Here is a 20,875-nt window from a genome sequence, read left to right on the forward strand (position 1 = left end):
CATTGGAGTGCGCATGTCGGCCGTCTCGCTCAGATCTAATCTCTTTGGTGCCGCCGCCGCGACAGGGGCGATGGCGTTTTTTTCCGTCACCGATGTCACGATCAAGTTGCTGAGCGGTGATTATCCACTCCATGAGATTGTGCTTTTCCGCTCTCTTGTGGGGCTGCTGACCATTTTGATCTTTTTTCTGCCTTTTGTCGGCGGGTTCAGTGTTTTTCGCACGCGCCGGCTTGGGATGCATCTTTTCCGCGGCCTCTGCGTGGTTCTGGCCAATCTGTTCTTTTTTGTCGGGCTTGCTGTTTTGCCGCTGGCCGAGGCGGTGGCCATATTTTTCGTCAGCCCGCTGCTCATTACGGTGCTCTCAATCATCTTCCTCGGGGAACGTGTCGGGCCAAGACGCTGGATTGCGATCTTTGCCGGATTGATCGGGGTGATGATTATTGTGCGGCCAGGGACCGAAAGCTTCCAGATCGCCTCAATCCTGCCCATGCTGGCGGCATTATGCTACGCGATGCTGCATATTCTGACACGCCATATCGGCGCCACCGAATCGGCGGTGACGATGACGCTTTATATCCAGATCACCTTTGTTCTGGTATCGCTTCTGATGGGGCTTTTTCTTGGGGGCGGGCAGCTCGACAATGACCTTCATCCGTCGTTGTCGTTTCTCCTCCGGGAATGGCATATGCCGCAGGTCTGGGAATACTGGCTTTTCATTGCCATTGGCATGACGAACGCGGTGGGCGGGTTTCTGATCTCCTTTGCCTATCGTCATGGTGAGGCAACCTTTGTTGCGCCGTTTGAATATGTTGCCATGCCGATTTCCATCCTCTGGGGGGTCATGGTATTTGGTGAAATGCCGGATCTGATCGGGTTTGCCGGTATTGCCCTTATCATGGCTTCCGGGCTTTTCATGGTCTATCGTGATATCCAGACAAGCCAGGAAAACATAGCCAAAAGGCCGAAATTCCGGCGCTAATTTCTGGACAGTTCAGCTTCCAGCAAGGCATGAAGCGGATTGTCCTTGCCAAGTTTTGCCTGCAGTCTTCCCCAGAATTCCCTCAAGGCCTCGCGATTGCCGAGACTTCGGGCGTGAAGACCGCTGAAGAAGAGAATCTCCGGATCTTCAGGGGAGATTTCGCGGGCCCGCACCAGCATCCGGTCAAGAATGGCGGGCATGACTTCGGGCAGGTCATCGGGGGGGAGCAGGATTTCGGTGAAGCGGATAAGAAGGGCCGCCTCGTCTTTCGTTCCTTCCATCAGGTCAAGAAAACGGCTGAGCGCGCGATCACGCCGCTCGCCATCGCCAATTACGGTGAGGGAGCGGATCAACATGATCCAGCCTTCCGCATCCGCGGTGGTCTGATCGGTGAAAAGACGATCTTCGAGACCGCCGATCATGCCTGCAATCTGCTCCGGTCCCGGGCCGGGTTCGGGAAGGTAGTCTTCTGCATCAACCCCGATCCGGGCTGCCGCCTCAGTGATGCCCGCAACGACGGCGGGGTATATCTCCGTGCCCTGGAGATCGGCGGCAAGCAACGAGAAGAGCGAAAGCGCGGCCGCATCATCACCTGACTGGCTCAGATAAAGGGCCTTGAGGTAGCGGCCCCGCCAGTCATCGGGGGCTTCGGCGAGCCCTTCATCAATCCAGTCGAGTGCCCGGCTGGTGACTATTCCATCCGCCTGCCGGGTAAGCGCTTCGCCGATCATGCTCTTGATCCGGGGATTTCCTGTCAGGTCCAGAATGGAGGTGAGGGTTTTGATTTCGGTATCGGAATCCCCTGCCGCGGCGGCGGCATCCGCAAGCTGGAAGAGCGTTTCGATATCATCCGGATTGGTGCGGGCCGCCTGTCTTGCATCGTTCAGTGCCTGCTGTCGTTGCCGGATAACGGTATCGTTTTCCTGCTCGATCGCGGCGATTTCATCGAGGCGGGCGCTGAGCGGCAGATCCCCCATGCCAAGACGGCCATTCAAAAGGTAGAGGCCGACGCTGGCAATCATGGCGAGCAATAACACCGCGCCGCCAAGCCGATGCTGGACGCGCCGCTCGCCGCGGAAAAGATCACGCCCGAGCAATGCCGTGCTGACCAGCAACAACAGCGCCATGGCAACAAGGCTGGTGAGGAGCGCGGTATCTGCCATCATGGTGCCTCGTTTTCATGTTCAGAGGATGATCCATCCCGTCCCCGCCGTGCCAGTGCAACGCCCAGAACACCGATACCCAGGAGAGCAAATGGGGCAACCCACAAGGCGAGGGTGGCGGGGCCCAAAGGCGGGCTCAGCAGAACATAATCGCCGTAGCGTTCACGAAGGAAGAGTTTGATATCATCGTCGGTCTGGCCGGATTTTATCTCCTGCCGGATCAACCGCCGCAAATCCTGGGCAAAGGCCGAATCGCTGTCATCGATGGACTGGTTCTGGCAGACAAGGCACCGAAGCTGGGCCGAAAGACTGCGGGCACGTTCTTCCAGCCCGGGATCGGCAAGGCGTTCTTCGGGCAGAAGTGCTGCTGCGGGTGAAGCCAGAAGAGGAGAGGCCAGAAGCATGATGGCAAAAAGGAAAGGGCGGAATGGTGTCATCCGGATGTTGCCTTTCTGATCGCATCGCCAACCGCCCCGGATAGATCATTGGCGAAGACTGGCCCCTGCTGATGATGCAGGATCGTTCCATCCCGGCCAATGATAAAGGTTTCGGGAAGACCGTGGACACCAAGCTTGATGCTGGTACTGCCATCCTCATCAATGCCGATCAAGGTGTAGGGATTGCCGAACTGGTCAAGAAATGCCGCTGCATCGGCCGCATCATCACGGTAGTTGATGCCCAGAACCGGGATGTCTTCGGCCATGGCCTCGATCGATGCCGCCTCAAGCCTGCATGGACCGCACCAGGACGCGAAAACATTGACCGCGAACGCTTTTCCCTGCCAGTCGGCAAGATTGACCGTGCCGCTCCGGCCCATGGCGGGAAGCGAGATCATGGGCACGGGTTTGCCGGTCATGGAAAAGCCGATGGATTTCGTGTTGCGTGAGCCATCCAGCGACGCGTTCAGCATCACATAGGCGAGAACGCCGATCACGGCGAAAAGCGCAAGAGGCAGGAGCAGGAGAAGTTTTTTCATGGCTGCTCCTTATCGTCGGGATATGTCGATCTGCCCATGGCGATGATCCCGCCCAGCGCCATCAACCCGGCACCGAACCAGATCCAGGACACAAGAGGCTTGTCGTAAAGCCTGAGGGTGTAGCCGCGTTCGGCATCGCCATCGCCGAGGACAGCATAGGCATCGCCGTCGATGCGGGGACGGATCGCGGCTTCGGTGGTGGTGGTGCCGGCAACAGGATAGAAGCGGATTTCGCTGATCATCGTGTCGATGACGTCGCCCTTCTTGTCGATGAGGCTGAGCCTGGCGGCGGTGGAGGTATAGTTCGGCCCGGCCAGAGGTTTCACGTCTTCGAGCCGGAATGTCTTTGAGCCGGCCTTGAGCGTATCGCCGGGAAAGATGCGTTCGATCGTCTCGCTCTGGAAGAAACTGGCCCCGGCGGCGCCGAGAATAAAGACCGCCACCCCCAGATGGGCGATATTCATCCCCCAGCGGGACAGGGGCATTCCGGCCAGACGGCGCAGGGCATCGGCAGGTTTCGCCCGGGTCATCCCGGTGGTGACGGCGATATCCATCATCACGCCTGCAATGAGCCAGAGCGCAAGGCCGATTGTTGCAAGGGCGGTGACGTTGCGAGGGGCAAGAGCAAGGGTGCAGACGCCGATACCGGCAAGAACAAACGCCAAAAGAGGGATGAGCCGTTTTATCAGAAGCCGGCTTTCGGCCCGCTGCCAGGCCAGGAGTGGCCCGGCCGCCATCACCACCACCATGAGCCCCATCAATGGCGCAAAGGTGGCGTTATAGAAGGGCGGGCCCACGGAAATGCGTGCCCCGTTCCAGGCTTCAAGCCCGAGGGGATAGAGCGTGCCGATCAGCACCGTGGCGGTGGCAACAACAAGCAGGAGGTTATTGGCGACAAGCGCGGTCTCACGGCTCAGCAAGGCGGATCTGTCGCGGGAGGCCAGCCGGTCCCCGCGCAGCGCGAAGAGGAGAAGCGGGCCGCCAATGCTCACCATCAGCATCGTCAGAATGACCATGCCGCGCGCGGGATCCGTCGCAAAAGCATGGACAGATGTCAGAAGCCCGGAGCGAACAATGAACGTCCCGAGCAGACTGAGCGCAAAACCGATGATGGCGAGAAGAACCGTCCAGGTCTTGAACGTATTTCTTTTCTCAACCACGATCACCGAATGGATCAGCGCTGTCGCGATGAGCCAGGGCAGGAGCGAGGCGTTTTCCACCGGATCCCAGAACCACCAGCCGCCCCAGCCGAGTTCGTAATAGGCCCACCACGAACCAAGCGCGATCCCGAGGGTGAGGGCGGACCAGGCGGCAAGAATGAACGGTCTTGCCTGACATGCCCAATCCCTGTCGGCCTTGCCTTCGATCAGCGCCGCCACGGCAAAGCTGAAGGCAACCGAAAGCCCGACATAGCCGAGATAGAGCATGGGCGGATGAAAGGCCAGCCCCGGGTCCTGCAGTAGCGGATTAAGCCCGTTGCCATCAAGAGGGGCTGGATCCAGCCGCAGAAACGGATTGGAGGTCAGCAACATGAAGAGCAGAAAGGCAAAAGCGATCATGCCCTGAACCGACAGCACGCGTGCCTGCCGTCGAGGCTCAATCCTGCCCGAGACAGCCACCATGGTGGAAAACAGCGCAAGGATCAGCACCCAGAGAAGAAGGGAGCCTTCGTGGTTTCCCCAGACGCCCGCAATCTTGTAAAGGACAGGTTTGAGCGAATGAGAGTGGCTGGCCACGAGTTTGACCGAAAAGTCAGAGCGCAGAAAAGCCGTGGTCAGGAGACCAAAGGCAATCAGTATCTGGCCGAGAAGCACGATTGCGGCGGATCGTCCCGCCCGCAACAGGCGGATATCCCCGAGATGCGCGCCAAGCATCGGGATGATGGCCATCATGAGTGCCGTGCCGATACTCAAGGCAAGGGTGAAATGCCCGATTTCGGCAAGGCCGTTCAATTCCCGGTCTCCCCGCCTTGCCAGACCCCCTGTTCTTTCAGGGTTTCGGCCACTTCCTTCGGCATATAGGTTTCATCATGTTTGGCAAGGACGGTATCGGCGGTGAAATTCTTCCCGTTGAAGGTGCCTTCGGCGATGATGCCCTGGCCTTCGCGAAAGAGATCTGGCAGAACGCCGCGATAGGCGATGGTGACATCGGTGGTGCCATCGCTGACATCAAATCGGGCATCGATCCCGTCAATGGCAACCGATCCTTCCACCACCAGACCACCAACCCTGATCCGGCGATCATCAAGAGGCTTGCCCATGAGATCCGTCGGCCCGTAGAAATAGACAACCGTATCTTCGAGCGCCACCAGCACCAGTGATGCCGCCAGCGCAAGAACGGCCCCGGCCGCCGCCAACCCGATGCCGCGCCGCATCTTGGGGGAGAGGTCAGCCATGTTCTTTCGTCCCTTCATCTGTTTCCCCGGTGGCGGTCAATCCGGCCAGCCTGGCACTTGACTGCCGGTGCCGGTGGATACTGGCAAGCGTAATGCCGCCAAGAATGAGGACGCCAACACTCCAGGCAGGCCAGATATAGGCGGCATAGCCTCCCATGGAAAGGAATTCTTCCATCAGGACTGGCCCCCGATCCGTTGCGCGAGCACGTCTATGCGGCGTTCGGTCAGGAGTGTCCGCATCCGGAGAATGGATATGGCAATGAACCAGCTCAGCATGGCCAGCGCCATCAGAAAAAGCGGCGTCAGCATGCTCGGGTCAACCAACGGGCCGCCACGACGGATGATGCTCGCCCCTTGATGAAGCGTGTTCCACCAGTCAACGGAAAACTTGATGATCGGCAGGTTGATCACGCCGACCAGCAGCAGGAGAGATGCGGCCTTGCTGCCGCGCTCGCTGCGGTCAAACCCGTCGACAAGGGCGATATAGCCGACATAGAGAAAGAACAGGATCAGCATGGAGGTCAGCCGTGCATCCCAGACCCACCAGGTTCCCCACATGGGCCGACCCCAGAAGGACCCGGTTATCAAGGTGATCAGCGCAAAGCCCGCACCGGGAAGGGCCATGGCTCTGGCCCCGATATCCGCCAGCGGATGTTTCCATACAAGAAAGAAAAATGCCGCCACCGCCATCATGAGGTATCCGGCCAGCGCCATCCAGGCGGCGGGGACGTGGATATACATGATCCGGACTGTCTCCCCCTGCTGATAATCTGCCGGGGAGTTGAGGAAGGCCGCATACAGCCCTGCGCAGGCCGACAGCCCGAAGATCACCCAGGCGACGGGCAGAATGACACGGGTCAGTTTCAGAAACCGGGTCGGGTTTGCGAGGTAATCAAACATAATCCTGTTCTACCAGCATCATGGCGATTTCGATATGCGTATTTTTATCGCGGGGGGGCGGATGCTTGCCTGAAGAGTGCCTTGAGGCGTTAACGCAAAGCTCAGACCCGGGCCGCCGCTTCAACCATCACCTTCAATTTGGCTTCAGCAAGCCCGGCGGGCAGAAGGCCGAGACCGCAATCAGGCGCTGCCACCAGCCGGTCACGGTCGATATGCTCGAGGGCGGCTTTGAGGCGCTGCTCAATTTCATCCACCGTTTCAAGCCGGCTTCGCGCCACGGCAACGGTGCCGAAAATGATGGTCTTTTTCGAGAAAAGATCAAGGAGGCCAAGATCATTGCAACAATGCGCATCCTCGATGGAGAGCTGATCAAATCCCGCCTCATCGACGGCAGCGGAAAGCCGGGCATAGCTCTGGGGATCAGCTTTCTTGTAATCTTCATCATCAAGGTGATCAGGGTAGCCGCAACACATGTGAACAATTCGCGTCACATGGCCCGGGACGTTGTGAAAGCATCGTTCCAGCCCGTCGAGGCCGAAATCAAGCGCGTCATCCACCTGGCGGGCAAAAAGAGGCTCATCGACCTGAATATATGTGCATCCGGCCTCCACCAGCCCGAGAATTTCCCGGTTGACGGTCTCTGCGAGATCACGGTTCAGCCGCGGCCGGTCATTGTAGTGGCAATCGGCGTTGGTATCCATGATCGTCAGCGGCCCCGGGAGGGTGAATTTAAGCGGCACCGGGCTTGCTTTCTGCGCGGCCTTGAAATCATGGGGGGCATAGAGCGGCCCCTTGTGCGCAACCTCGCCACGGATGGCAGGCAGATCGGTTTCATATGCCCCATCCCGAAGGACACGATGCTCAAGATGGTGGAAATCAAAGCCCTCGATATGACGGCAATGGTAATGGATGTAGTTTTCACGCCGGACCTCACCATCGGTGGGAATGGTCACCCCGGCATTGACCTGAATGTCGATCACTTCCTTTGCGGCGCGCACGAAAAGAGCCTCATCCTCAGGGGTGAGGTTTTCCAACGCCCTGGTGTAATCCAGCGTTGTCTTGGGGGCGTTCATTCCGCCTTCGGTGCGGGCCGCGTCAAACCAGTCGCGCACCGGCAGGTAATCAGGTTTCGGAAAAGATCCGATGGTGGTGGTGGGTATCGGTTTGCCGGCCATGATTATCCTCCCTGGTGCCATCAAGACTATGCGTGTCAGTATAGCAGAAAGCACGCCTTGAGGCACATGGATTTGCCGAATTGCGGTGCAGGCCGAAGGGAACAAGCCATCAGAGAAGGGTGAGCACGTTTTCGGGCGGGCGGCCTATGACCGCCTTGTCCCCTTTGCAGATGATGGGACGTTCGATGACTTTCGGGTGCCGGATCATCAGTGAAATGAGGCGGTCTTCGGAAATCGCGCCAAGCGGGGCGATATGGTCTTTGTATTCTGTCTCCCCCTTGCGGAGGAGATCTTCTGCCCGCATTGCCAATTTTCGCAGCACCTCGCGGAAATCATCCGCTGATGGCGGTGTTTCCATATAGAGGATGATGCGCGGCTCAACCCCGTTTTCCTGGAGAAGAGCCAGCGCCTTGCGTGATTTGCTGCATCGAGGATTATGGTAGATCGTGAGGTGATCCATCCTTCTTTCCGCTCATCATCGGTGTATCATCTGGCAAGGCTGAGGTGTATTTTAATGGGCATAATTTCTTTTACCGTATCAGCCAGGTTGCTGGATTTTCAGCTCCGTGAATACCCGCCTTCGAGACGATATGTCTGGCTTCTCGGGCCACCAACCCTGGAGAGAAGATTGATTTTTTCCAGAGACTTAATTGACTTGTAGAACTGCGACTTCGAGATGACATCGCTGGTATTGGAAGCCTCTTCAAAAAGATCTTCGTAAGATGCCTTGAATACCTGCTCCCCTTCCTGGGACAATTTCCAGAGCATCAGCAAAACTTCCCGGTCCGAATTTGTCAGGCTGGAAAGGCCGATATCTTCAGCGGCATGATTTGCCATTTTCAGAAGGCCCAGAAACAAACTAAGATTGCTCATATTTTTTCCTTAAAAGTAGAAAGTTCATTATTGGTCTGAATACAAACAGGAATAACACAAAAATTACAACAGATCCAATCATATCCCCAATTATCATCATGAAAAGAAAATATACCTCTTCAAAACCGTAAAGCAATTGATGGCTGAGCGCATTGATAAACGACGACATGAGCGAAATTGACAAATACAGCCACAAAACATTTATGTTGATCACTTCATCGTCAATCGGGGCCTTCCACAACGGGCGTTTGAGGGAGGCGTTGATCATAAGAATCGGGATGATAACCGCCATGGTCCCGATCAAAGACCCTTTTACGATAGTTAATGATAATCCTGCCGTGAGCAGGCCGAAAAGCAATTGGGCCAGAAAAATGTAGATAAACGCCGCAGGTCCGAGGATCAGTGCATAGAGAATTTTCATCCCGTGGGGGATGAAAACGTAACTGACCTTTGATACATACACATCTGTCCGCAACGCCAGTTCGGCAGGGTATATTGCATAAATCTGTAACAAATATGAGGCAAAAATGAACAGAAAATAGATAAAAAACGTTTCTTTTTTCATGAATAAAAACAATCTCTTAAGCGGCGAAATTTCAGCCTAGCCAATTTATGCCGGATTTGCAATTTTTAGATTGAGCCTTAAGGTTGTTTGCAAAGGTGGTGAGATACGCATGGTACATTTTCTCCGGTCCTCATTGATCGTCATCAAATCCAGCCCTCGATTGGCCGGGGCACTGTCCTGGGTTCTGGCCCTGATTATCATCGTCTTGTCGCTGACGCCATTGCAGCAACTGCCTGAAGTTCCCGGGGGTGATAAAACCCATCATCTCATCGCCTATGCTGCCCTGGCTTTTCCGAATGCGCTGGCAAGGCCGGGGAAGATATTCTTCTTTGGGCTGATTTATGCGGGTCTGGGCGGCGGTATCGAGTTGATCCAGCCTTATGCAAACCGATATGGCTCATGGCTGGATTTTGCCGCCAATCTGGGTGGTGTCAGCATCGGGACTGTCTGCGGCCTGTATCTGGCCAGATATCTGGCCAGATATCCGGACGGCCATACGCCCGAACAACACCATTCTTAATCATAAGGACTTGATCACAAGAGATTAAGGTGCCGGGTAGAGATGAGGCGGCGTTGCTTCAAGTCACCGGTCAGGTGGCGGCCATGTAACTCCAGACCAGTCGGACGCCGAGGATGAAAAGCGCGGCATGGGCAAGGTGATAGAAAAGGCGGTCATTGATGCGCTGATTGAGCCATTTGCCCAGCAACACCCCCACCGGGATAACCGGGATCAGAAGAGTGGAAAGAATGATCGTTGCAGGCGTGAACAGCCCGAGATCAAAGAAAAAGGGAAGTTTGGCAATATTGATTGTCAAGAAATACCAGGCGCTTGTGCCCACCACCAGATAGCGATGAAGCCGCATGGGAAGAAGAAAAACCTGCATCGGGATGCCGCCAGTGAGCGAGATAAAGGAAGAGAAGCCTGAAAGACTGCACCAGATGCCGGCACGGGAGACAAGACGGCTTCGGACCACGCGCTTTTCCCTGAACGGATGCGCGGTCACAAGAGGGTATTTCCACCTCACCCAGTATCTGGTGCCGGTGATCAGCGCAACCAGCCCGATCAGCATTTTCAGCATGGCATCATCGATGAAACTGATGAGCAGATAGCCCAGCATCTGACCGATTATGGCGAACAGAACCATCCAGAAAAGCAGTCGCCAGTAGCAGTAGCCACGCCAGATCCAGATCGTCCAGATATCGGTCAAGAGATAGAGAGGCAAGAGAAGGGCAAGCGTTTCCCGGGGTGGCAGGACCGTCAGCATCAGCGGCGCCGAAAGCGACGCCACCGCGCCACCAAAACCGGATTTGGCTATCGCCATGAGCAGTACCGAGGCGATCGCGACCCCCCAGAAGATCAGCGCGGGAACTTCAACGAAATCAGGTGGGGAAAGATATGATGCGAGAAATTCGGCAAACATGGCCCGGAAACATTAAACTGGAAACATTCAACTGGAAACATTCAACTGGAAACGTGCGAACTGGGAACACGTAGATGGGTGTTCGCCGAAAATACTTATACCCTATCTTTGGGGATGCGGCGAAAGAAGTATAGTAAAAAATACCAGGGATGTTGGCGGAGACGGAACAGATCACGCCACCGGCCCGCACACCTTGCTTGACCTTGTGCAAAATTGCGGGCGTAATGAGAATGCCTACAGCGCAATTTTACCAGATGTCATCATGAGCGACACAAAGACATTTCTCACAAGTGCCCATTGGGGAAGCTACCGGGCGGTAACGGCGTCCGGCCAGCTGAAAAGCATGGTACCGTTCGATCAGGATGGAGACCCGTCCCCGATCGGCCAGGGGATTGTCGATGTCATTGAGGGCGCGTCACGCATTACCAAACCCATGGTCCGCCGCAGCTGGCTTGACGGCAAAAGAGGCGAGAACACCGACCGGCGCGGCCATGATGCTTTTGTTGCGCTCGATTGGGGTGAGGCGATCGCCCTTGCCGGGGATGAGCTGAGCCGGGTTATCAGCCAGTATGGAAATTCGGCCATCTATGCCGGCTCCTACGGCTGGGCAAGCGCCGGCAGATTTCATCACGCCCAAGGGCAGATCCACCGGTTTCTCAATGCGATCGGGGGGTATACGCGTTCGGTCAACACCTACAGTTTTGCCGCCGCGGAAGTCATTTTTCCTCATGTCCTCGGGGATTTTCGTTCCTATCTCTATCAGCAGACAAGCTGGGCGTCGATCATCGAGCATTGTGATCTCTTTGTCGCTTTTGGCGGCATCCCGCTCAAGAACGCGCAGATCGGGCAGGGGGGAATAGGAGAGCACCGGCAGAAACAGTGGATGCTGAAGGCGCATGAAAACGGGGTCGAATTCGTGAATGTTTCCCCGATGAAAAGCGATCTTCTTGAAGATGTGTCTGCGGACTGGATGCCTGTTCGGCCCAACAGCGATGTGGCGATGATGCTCGCGCTCTGCTATGTGCTGATCGAAGAAGATCTTCATGACCGGAGATTTCTTGATCGCTATACCACCGGATTCGAAAAGGTTGAAGCCTATCTCATGGGGGAGGCTGACGGGGTGAGAAAAGCACCTCAATGGGCGGCAGAGATCTGTGATATTCCGGCCGAAACCATCCGCCATCTTGCCCGGCGGATGGCCGCTGGCCGGACCATGATCTCCATGAGCTGGTCTCTGAGCCGCCAGGCTTTTGGTGAACAGCCGCTCTGGGCCGGGGTTACACTTGCCGCCTTGCTGGGCCAGATCGGCCTGCCTGGTGGCGGGTTCGGTTTTGGTTATGCGGCCGTGCAGACAGTGGGAAATGGTATCGGCAATTACAGCATGACGGCTTTTCCGCAAGGCCGTAATGAGGTGGCTGGTTTCATTCCGGTGGCGCGTATCGCGGATATGCTGCTGAACCCCGGTGGCGCGTTTCAATATAACGGCCAGGATCTCACCTATCCTGATATTCGCCTGGTCTACTGGGCAGGCGGCAACCCTTTCCATCATCATCAGGATCTGAACAGACTGAGGAAAGCCTGGCAGAAGCCGGACACGATCATCGTCCATGAATGGTGCTGGAATGCGCTGGCCAAGCATGCGGATATCGTGCTGCCCTGCACCACTACCCTTGAGCGGCAGGATATCGCCATGTCGCCGCGGGATAACTATGTCATTTCCATGGAAAAGGCGATCGAGCCGGTGGGCGACGCCGCGGATGATTATGAAATCCTCGTGCGGTTAAGCCGCCACCTTAATATTGAAGACCGTTTCACCGAAGGCCGGTCCAGCGACGAATGGCAGCGGCATCTCTATGAGACAAGCCGGGAGCAGATGCGCGACGATGGATATGACCTTCCGGGATATGACGAATTCCGGAAAAGAGGCTGGTTCCAGATCGAGGCAAGGGACAACAGCACCATCCTTTTTGAAGAATTCCGCAAGGATCCGGTGAAAACCCCGCTCAATACGCCGAGCGGCCGGATCGAACTCTACTCCGCCACGATCGAAGGTTTCGGCTACGCGGATTGCCCGCCCCATGCAAGCTGGCTTGAGCCGGAAGAATGGATCGGCAGCAAAGCCAGGGCGTTTCCCCTTCATCTGATCTGCAATCAGCCGAAAACGAAACTTCATTCCCAGCTTGACCATGGCAGCATCAGCCGCAACGCGAAGATCAAGGGGCATGAGATAATGGTCATCCATCCCCATGACGCAGGGGCTCGCGGCATTGGTGATGGCGATATTGTCCGGGTCCATAATCACCGGGGTGCCTGCCTCTGCGGCGCGGTGCTTTCCGATAGTATAAAACCGGGAGTGATCCTTATTCCCACCGGCGCATGGTTTGACCCGGCCAATGATGAAGGCGGCGAGCTCAGCTGCAAGCATGGCAACCCGAATGTGCTGACACCAGACAGGGGCACGTCCCGCCTGGGGCAGGGCCCGGCGGCGCATTCCTGTCTTGTCGAGGTTGAGTGCTGGAGCGGGGGTGATGTTGCCGTCACGGCCTTTGAGCCGCCCGAAATCATCACCTCAAAAGGATCATCATAACCTTGAACGGCATGCGCGTGTCTCCGGCGGGGGTGCCGGGGCAGATGATGCGGGTGTGATCTGCAAGCCTCCACCTGAACGCGGCGCTGGCCCCGGGGTAAACGAACAGAAGGCAGCTGTTGAGACGGAATACAGGGCACCGTCACCGCCCGAATTATCGGGAAAGAGATAACTCTTCACACACAAATTGGACATTGAACAGATTAAGTGAACTTATCTTGAGGCGGTAAAACGCATTCTGATGCGACCAGTAGGAAATATCTTCATACGATGAGGATGTATTCCCAATCTTTGTGCCGTGATTGATTGCGGTTTCACATTTTGAGAAATCAACTTGAGACACGGAAGCGGTATCAGCAAAGGTCGCTTGCACGGGCATAAATATCAAAAATAGTATTAAAAATAACCTGGGCATAACCAACCATAAACAACAAAACGTTATTTATGATAGTAGAAAAATATTTTTAAGTACATAAAAAGATATTTAATTAAAATTTGCCTGTTTTGTTGACGGCCCGGGATATTTCGGGGAGGTCAGGACAGCACCCCGTCGATGACGTAGCGCAGAATGCGAATGATCTCATCAGGTGTTTCAACAACCGCGAGCGCGGCCGAGTCAACCTCCTTGAGCGCATGTTGATGCTCTGCCCCATGCATCACGATCAGTGATTTTCCGAGAGCAGACGCATATCCTGCATCAAACGCGGCGTTCCATTGCTTGTATTTCTCCCCGAATCGAACCACCACCAGATCCGCATCCGATATTGCCTTGCGCGTCCTGATGGCGTTGATTTTGGCGCCTTTGTGATCATGCCAGAATTTATTCGGCTCATCGCCAAGGATGGCAACGCCGCAATCATCGCTGGCGGCATGATCGGTGACAGGGGAGGTGAAACGAACATCCATGCCAGCACAGCCCGCGATGATCTGCTCGCGCCAATCGGTATGTATTTCGCCGGAAAGATAGATTTGAAGTGACATGGTTTACCTGTTGTTTTTTCTGGTTGCCCTGCAAAGAGCCGCAAAGGGTTAATCCGGCAATGATGATCATCATCCCGGGAGGTGAGGCGAGATGGCCCCCGGAATTCTAGGAACTCTCATCCGGTTTGGGTAGCGCGATGCAGAAATAGCGCACAAGATCGCTCGTGGTCAGATTGCTGAAACTGCCGTCATTTGAGTTGACGTTCATGATATAGGCGTCGCGATGGCATTTGCGTCCACTGTCATAGGTCACATCGGTCACCAGTTCAAAAGACTGATTGGTGATGCTGTCAAAATGCTTGACCACCATCTTCCATTCCCTTTCAAGCGAAAGGGCTGGCTGGCTGAAGGTCACGGCAGCCAGGCTTATCCAGAAAAGATTTTTCATTACAGTGCCTCCGTAAGAATATCGACTGTTCATATGTCTTTAAAAAGACATTCTATCATATCGAGATGGTTTTTTTAAGCATGCGCAGCTTTTCCCCGGTTTCCGGGCTTTTTCCGCCGCCTTGAGCCGGGCTGATGGAAGATAAGGTATTCTTTCTTGAACGTTGCTCCAATCACGCGTATGGGAGTTTTAAACCTGTTGAGTTTTCTTTATGCCCAAATTCAGTTTTAGGCAGGCAAAGCCTGATGATTTGAACGCACTCTGTGTGATTGAAGCTGCGAGTTTCTCGTCTGACCTTTTGTCAAAACAGTCAATCAGGCGGGCAATCAGGGCTAAAAGCCAGTGGCTCCGGGTGGCGGTATCGGCCGAAGACGTGCCGATAGGCTATGTGCTGATGCATTGCCGCAACAAGGCGGCTTCTGCCCGCGTTTATTCGATTGCTGTCCTTGATGCGTGGCAAGGCCAGGGTATCGCCTCATCCTTGTTGCGGGCGGCGATTTCCAGAACCCGGGAGCTCGGCCGCAAGCGCCTGACGCTTGAAGCAAGGCAGCAGAACGCAAGGCTTTTCAATCTCTATCTCAGGCACGGCTTTGCGCCAAGGTGCAGCCTTCCCGGGTATTATGAAGATGGTAGCGATGCGGTGCAGATGTCACTTGAGATACCGTCTCAACGCGGGGCTCTGCCGGAGGAGCGCGTGATCCGCGAGGCAACGCGATATCTGGTGGTGGTGCCGCGGCGTCAGGATTTGAAACTGCTGAAAGAACCGCTTGATAAAAGACGATCGTTTGCGCTGCTCACCGCGCAGCAATATCTGTCGCAGTCAACCGGCCAGGACAACATGCTCACGGTTATCAATCTCTGCCCGGGTGATGAATATCTCTCTTCCGGTTACTATGTCTCCCTGATCGCCGAGGCGAGGGACAGCAAACCGCTCCCCTCGATAGACACGTTGTCAAGTCTTGGAACAAAACGACTCTATGAGGATTATCTGGCGGAACTGAACCGGCTTCTTCCCGATGCCGAGGTGCTGGCTGAGCATTCGGGCCAGCATGGTGGCAAGCCGGTATCGCTGGAATTCTATTTCGGCAAAACCGATAAAGCCTGGGCCCGACGCCTTGCCAAGCGATGTTATCAGCTCTTCCCCGTGCCAATCCTGGAAGTGATGATTTCCCGTGAAGATACCGGGTGGAAAATCGATTATGTATGGCCGCTTTCGATCTCGGCCATCGACGATGCGGATCTCTTTCGTTTTATCGCCGCACTCAATGATTCCATCGGGTTTTCCGCGCCCACCCGGACAAGTGAGACAAGATCACATTTTGATCTCGCCATTCTTGTTGATCCGGATGAAGCCCTGCCGCCGTCTAATGCTCCGGCACTCGAAAAACTCATCAAAGCCGCACGCCGCCATGACATGCATGCCGAACTCATCACCAGATCAGATCTCAAGAGGCTTGACGCCTTTGATGCGTTATTTATCCGCGCTACCACATCGAAAGACAATTTCACCTATCAGTTTGCCCGCAAGGCATCGCGCGCAGGCATGCCGGTCATTGATGATCCCCGGTCAATCCTTCGGTGCTCAAACAAGGTATATCTGTCCGAAGCTCTTGTGCGGGCCGGCTTTTCAACGCCATCGACAAAACTGATCACCCGATCAACCCTGAAGGCCGTAGCCGAGGAGATCGAATTTCCCCAGGTGCTCAAGATACCTGACGGGTCTTTTTCTCGTGGCGTGGTGCGGGTGAAGGATCGTGAGGAATTTCTCGACAAGGCAAATCAGATGCTCAAAGACAGTTTTGTCATCATTGCCCAGGAATATCTGCCGACAGAATTTGACTGGCGCATCGGTGTGATCAATGGTGAGCCGCTTTTTGCCTGCAAATATTACATGGCCCGCGGCCATTGGCAGATATACAACCACATGGGAGGAAACAGGGTTGTTTCCGGCGGGTTCGAGACTGTTGCGATCGAACAAGTGCCGCCGTTTATCCTCGATGCTGCTGTCGGTACCAGCCTCGTCATCGGCAACGGTCTTTACGGTATTGACCTCAAGGAGATCGATCGGCGCGCCATTGTTATCGAAGTCAACGACAACCCGAATATCGATGCCGGTATCGAAGACAAGATCTATGGCCGCGCTGTCTATGACCAAATCATGCAGATATTTCACGCGCGCATTCTCACCTCAAAGGGCTTTCCCCTGTCAGAATAGATGGCAGCAGCATTTTCAATGCAATATAGCGTCTCAAAAATCAATTTGGAGCGTTTTTTCTATTACACACCTCTTGCACAGTTTTTGGTTGGCTTCCAGTCACTGGGATCTGAACCACGCGAATGCCGCGATGATTTTATCGTCAAAGTAGGTGATGGCGTGCCCAATGATCCGCTGAACTTGGTTATTGAAGTTAAGAGGTATCGGAACGAAGCAACGCTGGCAAAGGCGAACGCCATGAAGGCCTTTTGGGTGCCGGGGGTGAATAGTCAAAAAACTTTGGCCATTAGGCTTTGTTGAATTTCAGCTTAATGGAATTGAGGACAAGCCTCAGGCAAGCTGTGGACAGGCTGATGACCACATACGCCCAACAAATTGGGAATAGAGCAACCGCAGAATGAAGCCAGAGGCATAGAGGACGAGGAAATATGGTAACGACACCAAAATCCGTTGAAACCATCACCTAATAGGTCAAGGCCAGGAATCCGGGCAGACCGCTCGAAGGCTCTGTTACGAAGGTGAAACAGACAGTGTCTTTTCTGCCGGCCAACTCAACCACAAGCGCTCGCCCTCGGTGATGTCTGTGGGAATATCCTGATCGCGTGCGACAACCTTGATGCTGTTTCCATTGCACTGAAAAATGCAGGTTGCAATCGCACCCGCAAAGACCCGACGTTCCAATGTGGCTGAAAGTTTTGAGATTGCATCCGCTTTAGGTTCTGTCTTTGAGATTGTAATATTCTCGGGTCTCACGGCAAGAATGGTGCCCGAGGGCGACTTCTTTGGGATTTTTATGTCCACGCCCGCCCCGGAAATATTAGAAAGAATGTTCGCATCACCCAGAAATGCGGCAGTAAACATGTCTGAGGGATGATTGTATACCTCGCGCGGGTCTCCTTCCTGGATCAGCACTCCATCGCGAAGAATGCCAATGCGGTCAGACAGGGTCAGTGCTTCTTCTTGATCATGCGTGACAAAAATGGTGGTAATGCCGATCTCGCGCTGAATGCGCTTTAATTCAAACTGCATCTCAACCCGCAGGGACTTATCCAGTGCTGAAAGCGGCTCGTCCAATAACAGAACACGCGGGTTTGTCACAATGGCCCGTGCCAGCGCCACGCGTTGCTGTTGTCCTCCCGAGAGTTGATGCGGCTTGCGCTCGGCAAATTGGCCAAGCTGCACAAGATCAAGCGCGTCTGCGATGCGACGTCGTTCTTCGGCCACCCCCACCTTTCGCACGCGCAAGCCGAAGCCGATGTTATCTGCCACACTCATATTTGGAAAAAGTGCATAATTCTGGAACATCATGCCGATACCGCGCTTTTCAACCGGCATATTCTCAACCGATTCATCGCCAATATAGATGGACCCGCTATCGACGAAGATGAAGCCGGCAATTGCCCGCAGCAATGTAGTCTTGCCGCTACCGGACGGGCCAAGCAGGGCAAAGAAGCCGCCATCAGGAAAATTCACCGTGACATCATCAAGGGCTTTGCTTGGCCCGAAGGCCTTGGTGATATTCTTCACGGAAACATCGGCCATTATCTGTTGCCTCCAAAATTGGAAAATCGAGCGGCGATCAGCATTACCGCCATTGAGATGATGATGATGATCGTTGAGATTGCGTTGATTTCGGGCGTAAATCCTTTACGGATGGATGTATAGATCAGGACGGGCAGGGTGCTGTCTCCCGGAGCGGACAGGAAGTAGGACACAACGAACTGGTCAAAACTGACAGCAAAGGCAAAGAGGGCACCAGCAATTACACCTGACGAAATCCAGGGCAAAGTCACCCGGCGCGATATGGTCCAGGAATCCGCACCCATTGACCGTGCCGCTTCTTCGAGAGTGACATCAAAGGTTGCAAGACGTGCGGAGACCACCACGATCACATAGGGCAAAGCCAACGCCACGTGACCGATGATCACCGATAGTGTGCCGCGCCCAAGACCAACCCCAAAGAAGAAGATCAACATTGCGGTGCCAGTGATCAGCCAAGGTATGGCGATAGGTGGAAATAGCATCGCTTGCAGAAATTTTTTTCCACGAAATTCATATCTAAACATGGCGATAGATGCCGCTGTGCCGAGAATCGTGGCGATCACCGTAGTGATCACTGCAATAAAAACTGACCGGGTGGCGGCGTCAATAATCGCCTGATTGCCGGCCAGTTTTTCATACCATTTCAGGGAAAAATCAAAAGGCAGCTGGTAATATGGCGAATTGTTGAACGACATGAAGGCCATTACCACGATCGGGGCATATAAAAAGAATAGGATGAGAGCAAGCCACAGCCGACCCAAACGTGCCAGAAATACACTGCTCATCCCTGGGCCTTTCTCAAAATTGGGCTGGCCACAGCCAGAAACAGCAAAACCACAGCCAACAGGATGAAAGAGAGTGCCGCACCAAGGGGCCAGTTGAAAACCGCCACGAATTGATCCTCGATCACTGTGCCATAATAGGTGCCGACCCTGCCGCCCAGAATTCGCGGCTCCATGAACGATCCGACAACCGGAACAAAGATTAGCACGGCACCAGCCAGCAGACCCGGCAGTGAAAGCGGCAGAATAATACGCCAAAGGATCGTTAGCTTGCCGGCGCCCATGGCCCGGGCTGCATCGATCACATTGTCGTCAATGGCCTGAAGCGCGAGATATGAGGTCAGGATCACGTAAGGCAGGTAAGAATGCACGAGCCCAATGATGACAGCCGGGGTCGAGAACATCAGGTTCACGTCAATTTCAAAGGGCAGGATGGTATTCAACCCCAGTTCCAGCACCCCATTGCCTCGAAGCACGATTGCCCAGGAAAATATGCGGACCAGCGAATTGGACCAGAAGGGCAGGATAACCAGAAGGAAAAGCGCTTCGCGGGAACGGCCTCTGATGGTCTTGGCCAGCACATAGGAACAGGGGAAGCCAACACATATCGCAATAATTGTTACCATCAACCCAAGGCGAATTGATTTCCATAACAGCGATGCGTATGTCGACGTCTGGAAGAATGCCTGATAGTTCCTTGCCGTGAAGTGCCATTGTGCATCGCCAAAGGGTGCATCTGATAAAAAACTGAAAAACAGCATGGCCGACAGTGGCAAAAATACTGCCACTGTCAGCCACAGATAGGCAGGCGAAAGCAGTCCAAGAATATGAAACCGCTGTTGATTGGCAAGAATTGTCAATTCCTGCTGCCTCCGCTTGCGTTCACAGATTTACTGGGCCGCTTTCAGACGTTGCCACAATTCAAGGTATTTTTGGCGATTGTCGTCTGAAACCGGGCGCTGGAACTGTACGCGTGCTACAACCTTTGGGTCACCCAAAACGCGGTTGTTGAACGCGTCATCTGGAAGCGCCGCCGCAGCCTTGGCGTTGGCTGATGCTGGTGCACCCTCTGCCGCCCATTTGACATAGAATTCTGGTTCAATCATCCAATTGATGAACATATGGGCTGCGTCCTTTTTGGTGGAGGCGGAGGGAATCGATAGGCCGTCGAGCCAACCGATCGCTCCTTCCTGAGGTACCACGAAGGATATCGGAAGTCCGGATGAGATTGATCTGCTCGCCGAACCCGACCAGAAAGTTGCGACCGCAAGATCACCTGCAGCCATAAACTGGTTCCAGTCGTTTTCCGATCCCCAATAGGTTCTGATTTGCGGCATCAGCGCCGAGAGTTTTGCCTCAATCACATCAAGGTCTTTGATGTTGTTAATATCCTGACCGGTGGCAATGGCGGCAAATTGCACGGCTTCTAGTGCATCGTCACGGATTGACACCTTGCCTTTGTAACTCTTGTCCCAGAACACCTCAATAGAGGTTGGGGCTTGATCAAAGACATTGGTATTGACCGCAAAAGAAGTGAGTCCCCACGTCCAAGGCACGCCATGCAGCGATCCACCAGCATTGAGATCTTCATTGCCGGAGAGGTTTTCAGGGACATCCGCCAGATTGGCGATTTTGGAGGTGTCAATCGGGCCGATCAACCCCTCATCCTGTGCCTGTGGGGTGAATGCGGCGTTGATCAATACCACATCATAGGCCCCTTTGTTGGTGCGTAGCTTGGTCAACATCTCTTGTTCAGAGTTGAAATATTCATGTACGACGGTATGGCCGGTACTCTGGGTAAAGGCGTCAACAGCCCATTCAAGGTCGGTCCCATATCCTTGCCAGTTCAAAACCCTGATCTCATCGGCGCTTGCCGTCAGCGATGCGGTTATTGAAGCAAGCAGCGTTGCAAATAAAAGGCTGGTTTTCATTC

The 20,875-nt window shown here is 54.5% G+C and carries 23 protein-coding genes; 5 read left to right on the forward strand and 18 right to left on the reverse strand.

Annotated features, from left to right (window positions below; translation table 11 throughout):
- Window positions 1-13: 13 nt before the first annotated feature.
- Complete coding sequence (locus tag AB8880_02630) at window positions 14-979, forward strand: DMT family transporter (GenBank protein XDZ66311.1); 966 nt, start codon at window positions 14-16, stop codon at window positions 977-979.
- Here AB8880_02630 and AB8880_02635 read toward each other — a convergent pair.
- From AB8880_02635 to AB8880_02685, 11 genes are all read right to left on the reverse strand, one after another.
- Entirely contained in the window at window positions 976-2,145 is a 1,170-nt protein-coding gene (locus AB8880_02635; GenBank protein ID XDZ66312.1) for a tetratricopeptide repeat protein, read from the reverse strand. The two genes, AB8880_02630 and AB8880_02635, sit on opposite strands and share 4 nt — an antisense overlap.
- Complete coding sequence (locus AB8880_02640) at window positions 2,142-2,579, reverse strand: cytochrome c-type biogenesis protein (GenBank protein XDZ66313.1); 438 nt, start codon at window positions 2,577-2,579, stop codon at window positions 2,142-2,144. Before AB8880_02640 ends, AB8880_02635 begins: the two co-directional genes overlap by 4 nt.
- On the reverse strand, window positions 2,576-3,118 hold the full coding sequence (locus AB8880_02645) for a DsbE family thiol:disulfide interchange protein (protein ID XDZ66314.1): 543 nt from the start codon (window positions 3,116-3,118) through the stop codon (window positions 2,576-2,578). The genes AB8880_02640 and AB8880_02645 overlap by 4 nt, the downstream gene beginning before the upstream one ends.
- On the reverse strand, window positions 3,115-5,070 hold the full coding sequence (locus AB8880_02650; GenBank protein XDZ66315.1) for a heme lyase CcmF/NrfE family subunit: 1,956 nt from the start codon (window positions 5,068-5,070) through the stop codon (window positions 3,115-3,117). The genes AB8880_02645 and AB8880_02650 overlap by 4 nt, the downstream gene beginning before the upstream one ends.
- On the reverse strand, window positions 5,067-5,513 hold the full coding sequence (gene ccmE, locus AB8880_02655; protein XDZ66316.1) for a cytochrome c maturation protein CcmE: 447 nt from the start codon (window positions 5,511-5,513) through the stop codon (window positions 5,067-5,069). Before ccmE ends, AB8880_02650 begins: the two co-directional genes overlap by 4 nt.
- On the reverse strand, window positions 5,506-5,688 hold the full coding sequence (ccmD, locus tag AB8880_02660) for a heme exporter protein CcmD (protein XDZ66317.1): 183 nt from the start codon (window positions 5,686-5,688) through the stop codon (window positions 5,506-5,508). Before ccmD ends, ccmE begins: the two co-directional genes overlap by 8 nt.
- Window positions 5,688-6,413, reverse strand: coding sequence for a heme ABC transporter permease (locus tag AB8880_02665; protein ID XDZ66318.1), 726 nt, complete (start codon window positions 6,411-6,413; stop codon window positions 5,688-5,690). Before AB8880_02665 ends, ccmD begins: the two co-directional genes overlap by 1 nt.
- Window positions 6,414-6,514: 101 nt before the next feature.
- Window positions 6,515-7,588, reverse strand: a complete 1,074-nt coding sequence (locus tag AB8880_02670; protein XDZ66319.1) for a cobalamin-independent methionine synthase II family protein — start codon at window positions 7,586-7,588, stop codon at window positions 6,515-6,517.
- Between the two features lie 109 nt (window positions 7,589-7,697).
- The gene (gene arsC / locus AB8880_02675; protein XDZ66320.1) at window positions 7,698-8,048 is read right to left on the reverse strand and encodes an arsenate reductase (glutaredoxin); all 351 of its coding nucleotides are present in this window, start codon (window positions 8,046-8,048) and stop codon (window positions 7,698-7,700) included.
- A 98-nt stretch (window positions 8,049-8,146) separates the two neighbouring features.
- A complete protein-coding gene (locus AB8880_02680) occupies window positions 8,147-8,461 on the reverse strand; it encodes a hypothetical protein (GenBank protein ID XDZ66321.1) in 315 nt (104 codons plus the stop codon).
- Window positions 8,448-9,026 carry a hypothetical protein gene (locus AB8880_02685; GenBank protein ID XDZ66322.1) on the reverse strand — a complete coding sequence of 193 codons (579 nt, stop codon included), beginning with the start codon at window positions 9,024-9,026 and terminating at the stop codon, window positions 8,448-8,450. The genes AB8880_02680 and AB8880_02685 overlap by 14 nt, the downstream gene beginning before the upstream one ends.
- Before the next feature lie 109 nt (window positions 9,027-9,135).
- Between AB8880_02685 and AB8880_02690 the strand changes: the two genes are divergently transcribed.
- Entirely contained in the window at window positions 9,136-9,546 is a 411-nt protein-coding gene (locus tag AB8880_02690) for a VanZ family protein (GenBank protein XDZ66323.1), read from the forward strand.
- Between the two features lie 70 nt (window positions 9,547-9,616).
- Here the strand turns inward: AB8880_02690 and AB8880_02695 are convergent, their stop codons facing one another.
- On the reverse strand, window positions 9,617-10,447 hold the full coding sequence (locus AB8880_02695; GenBank protein XDZ66324.1) for a sulfite exporter TauE/SafE family protein: 831 nt from the start codon (window positions 10,445-10,447) through the stop codon (window positions 9,617-9,619).
- A gap of 262 nt (window positions 10,448-10,709) precedes the next feature.
- Between AB8880_02695 and AB8880_02700 the strand changes: the two genes are divergently transcribed.
- Complete coding sequence (locus tag AB8880_02700) at window positions 10,710-13,034, forward strand: molybdopterin guanine dinucleotide-containing S/N-oxide reductase (GenBank protein ID XDZ66325.1); 2,325 nt, start codon at window positions 10,710-10,712, stop codon at window positions 13,032-13,034.
- Between the two features lie 534 nt (window positions 13,035-13,568).
- Here the strand turns inward: AB8880_02700 and AB8880_02705 are convergent.
- Entirely contained in the window at window positions 13,569-14,015 is a 447-nt protein-coding gene (locus tag AB8880_02705; protein XDZ66326.1) for a YtoQ family protein, read from the reverse strand.
- A gap of 106 nt (window positions 14,016-14,121) precedes the next feature.
- Complete coding sequence (locus tag AB8880_02710) at window positions 14,122-14,403, reverse strand: hypothetical protein (GenBank protein XDZ66327.1); 282 nt, start codon at window positions 14,401-14,403, stop codon at window positions 14,122-14,124.
- A gap of 250 nt (window positions 14,404-14,653) precedes the next feature.
- Between AB8880_02710 and AB8880_02715 the strand changes: the two genes are divergently transcribed.
- Both AB8880_02715 and AB8880_02720 read left to right on the forward strand, forming a co-directional pair.
- A complete protein-coding gene (locus tag AB8880_02715) occupies window positions 14,654-16,618 on the forward strand; it encodes a GNAT family N-acetyltransferase (protein ID XDZ66328.1) in 1,965 nt (654 codons plus the stop codon).
- Window positions 16,619-16,918, forward strand: a complete 300-nt coding sequence (locus AB8880_02720; protein XDZ66329.1) for a hypothetical protein — start codon at window positions 16,619-16,621, stop codon at window positions 16,916-16,918.
- A 210-nt stretch (window positions 16,919-17,128) separates the two neighbouring features.
- On the opposite strand, the gene AB8880_02725 is transcribed toward AB8880_02720, so the two are convergent.
- Genes AB8880_02725 through AB8880_02740 form a run of 4 tightly spaced genes read right to left on the reverse strand, consistent with a single transcriptional unit; the run spans window position 17,129 to window position 20,873 of the window.
- Window positions 17,129-18,160 (reverse strand): ABC transporter ATP-binding protein, encoded by a 1,032-nt coding sequence (locus AB8880_02725; GenBank protein ID XDZ66330.1) that lies wholly within the window; start codon window positions 18,158-18,160, stop codon window positions 17,129-17,131.
- Window positions 18,160-18,945: an ABC transporter permease gene (locus AB8880_02730; GenBank protein XDZ66331.1), complete on the reverse strand. Its 786-nt coding sequence runs from the start codon at window positions 18,943-18,945 to the stop codon at window positions 18,160-18,162. The genes AB8880_02725 and AB8880_02730 overlap by 1 nt, the downstream gene beginning before the upstream one ends.
- Window positions 18,942-19,802, reverse strand: a complete 861-nt coding sequence (locus AB8880_02735) for an ABC transporter permease (protein ID XDZ66332.1) — start codon at window positions 19,800-19,802, stop codon at window positions 18,942-18,944. The genes AB8880_02730 and AB8880_02735 overlap by 4 nt, the downstream gene beginning before the upstream one ends.
- A gap of 30 nt (window positions 19,803-19,832) precedes the next feature.
- Window positions 19,833-20,873: a PotD/PotF family extracellular solute-binding protein gene (locus tag AB8880_02740; GenBank protein XDZ66333.1), complete on the reverse strand. Its 1,041-nt coding sequence runs from the start codon at window positions 20,871-20,873 to the stop codon at window positions 19,833-19,835.
- Between the last annotated feature and the right edge of the window lie 2 nt (window positions 20,874-20,875).

It is taken from the genome of Alphaproteobacteria bacterium LSUCC0684 (genome assembly GCA_041228335.1).
Classification (GTDB): Bacteria; Pseudomonadota; Alphaproteobacteria; order Puniceispirillales; family UBA1172.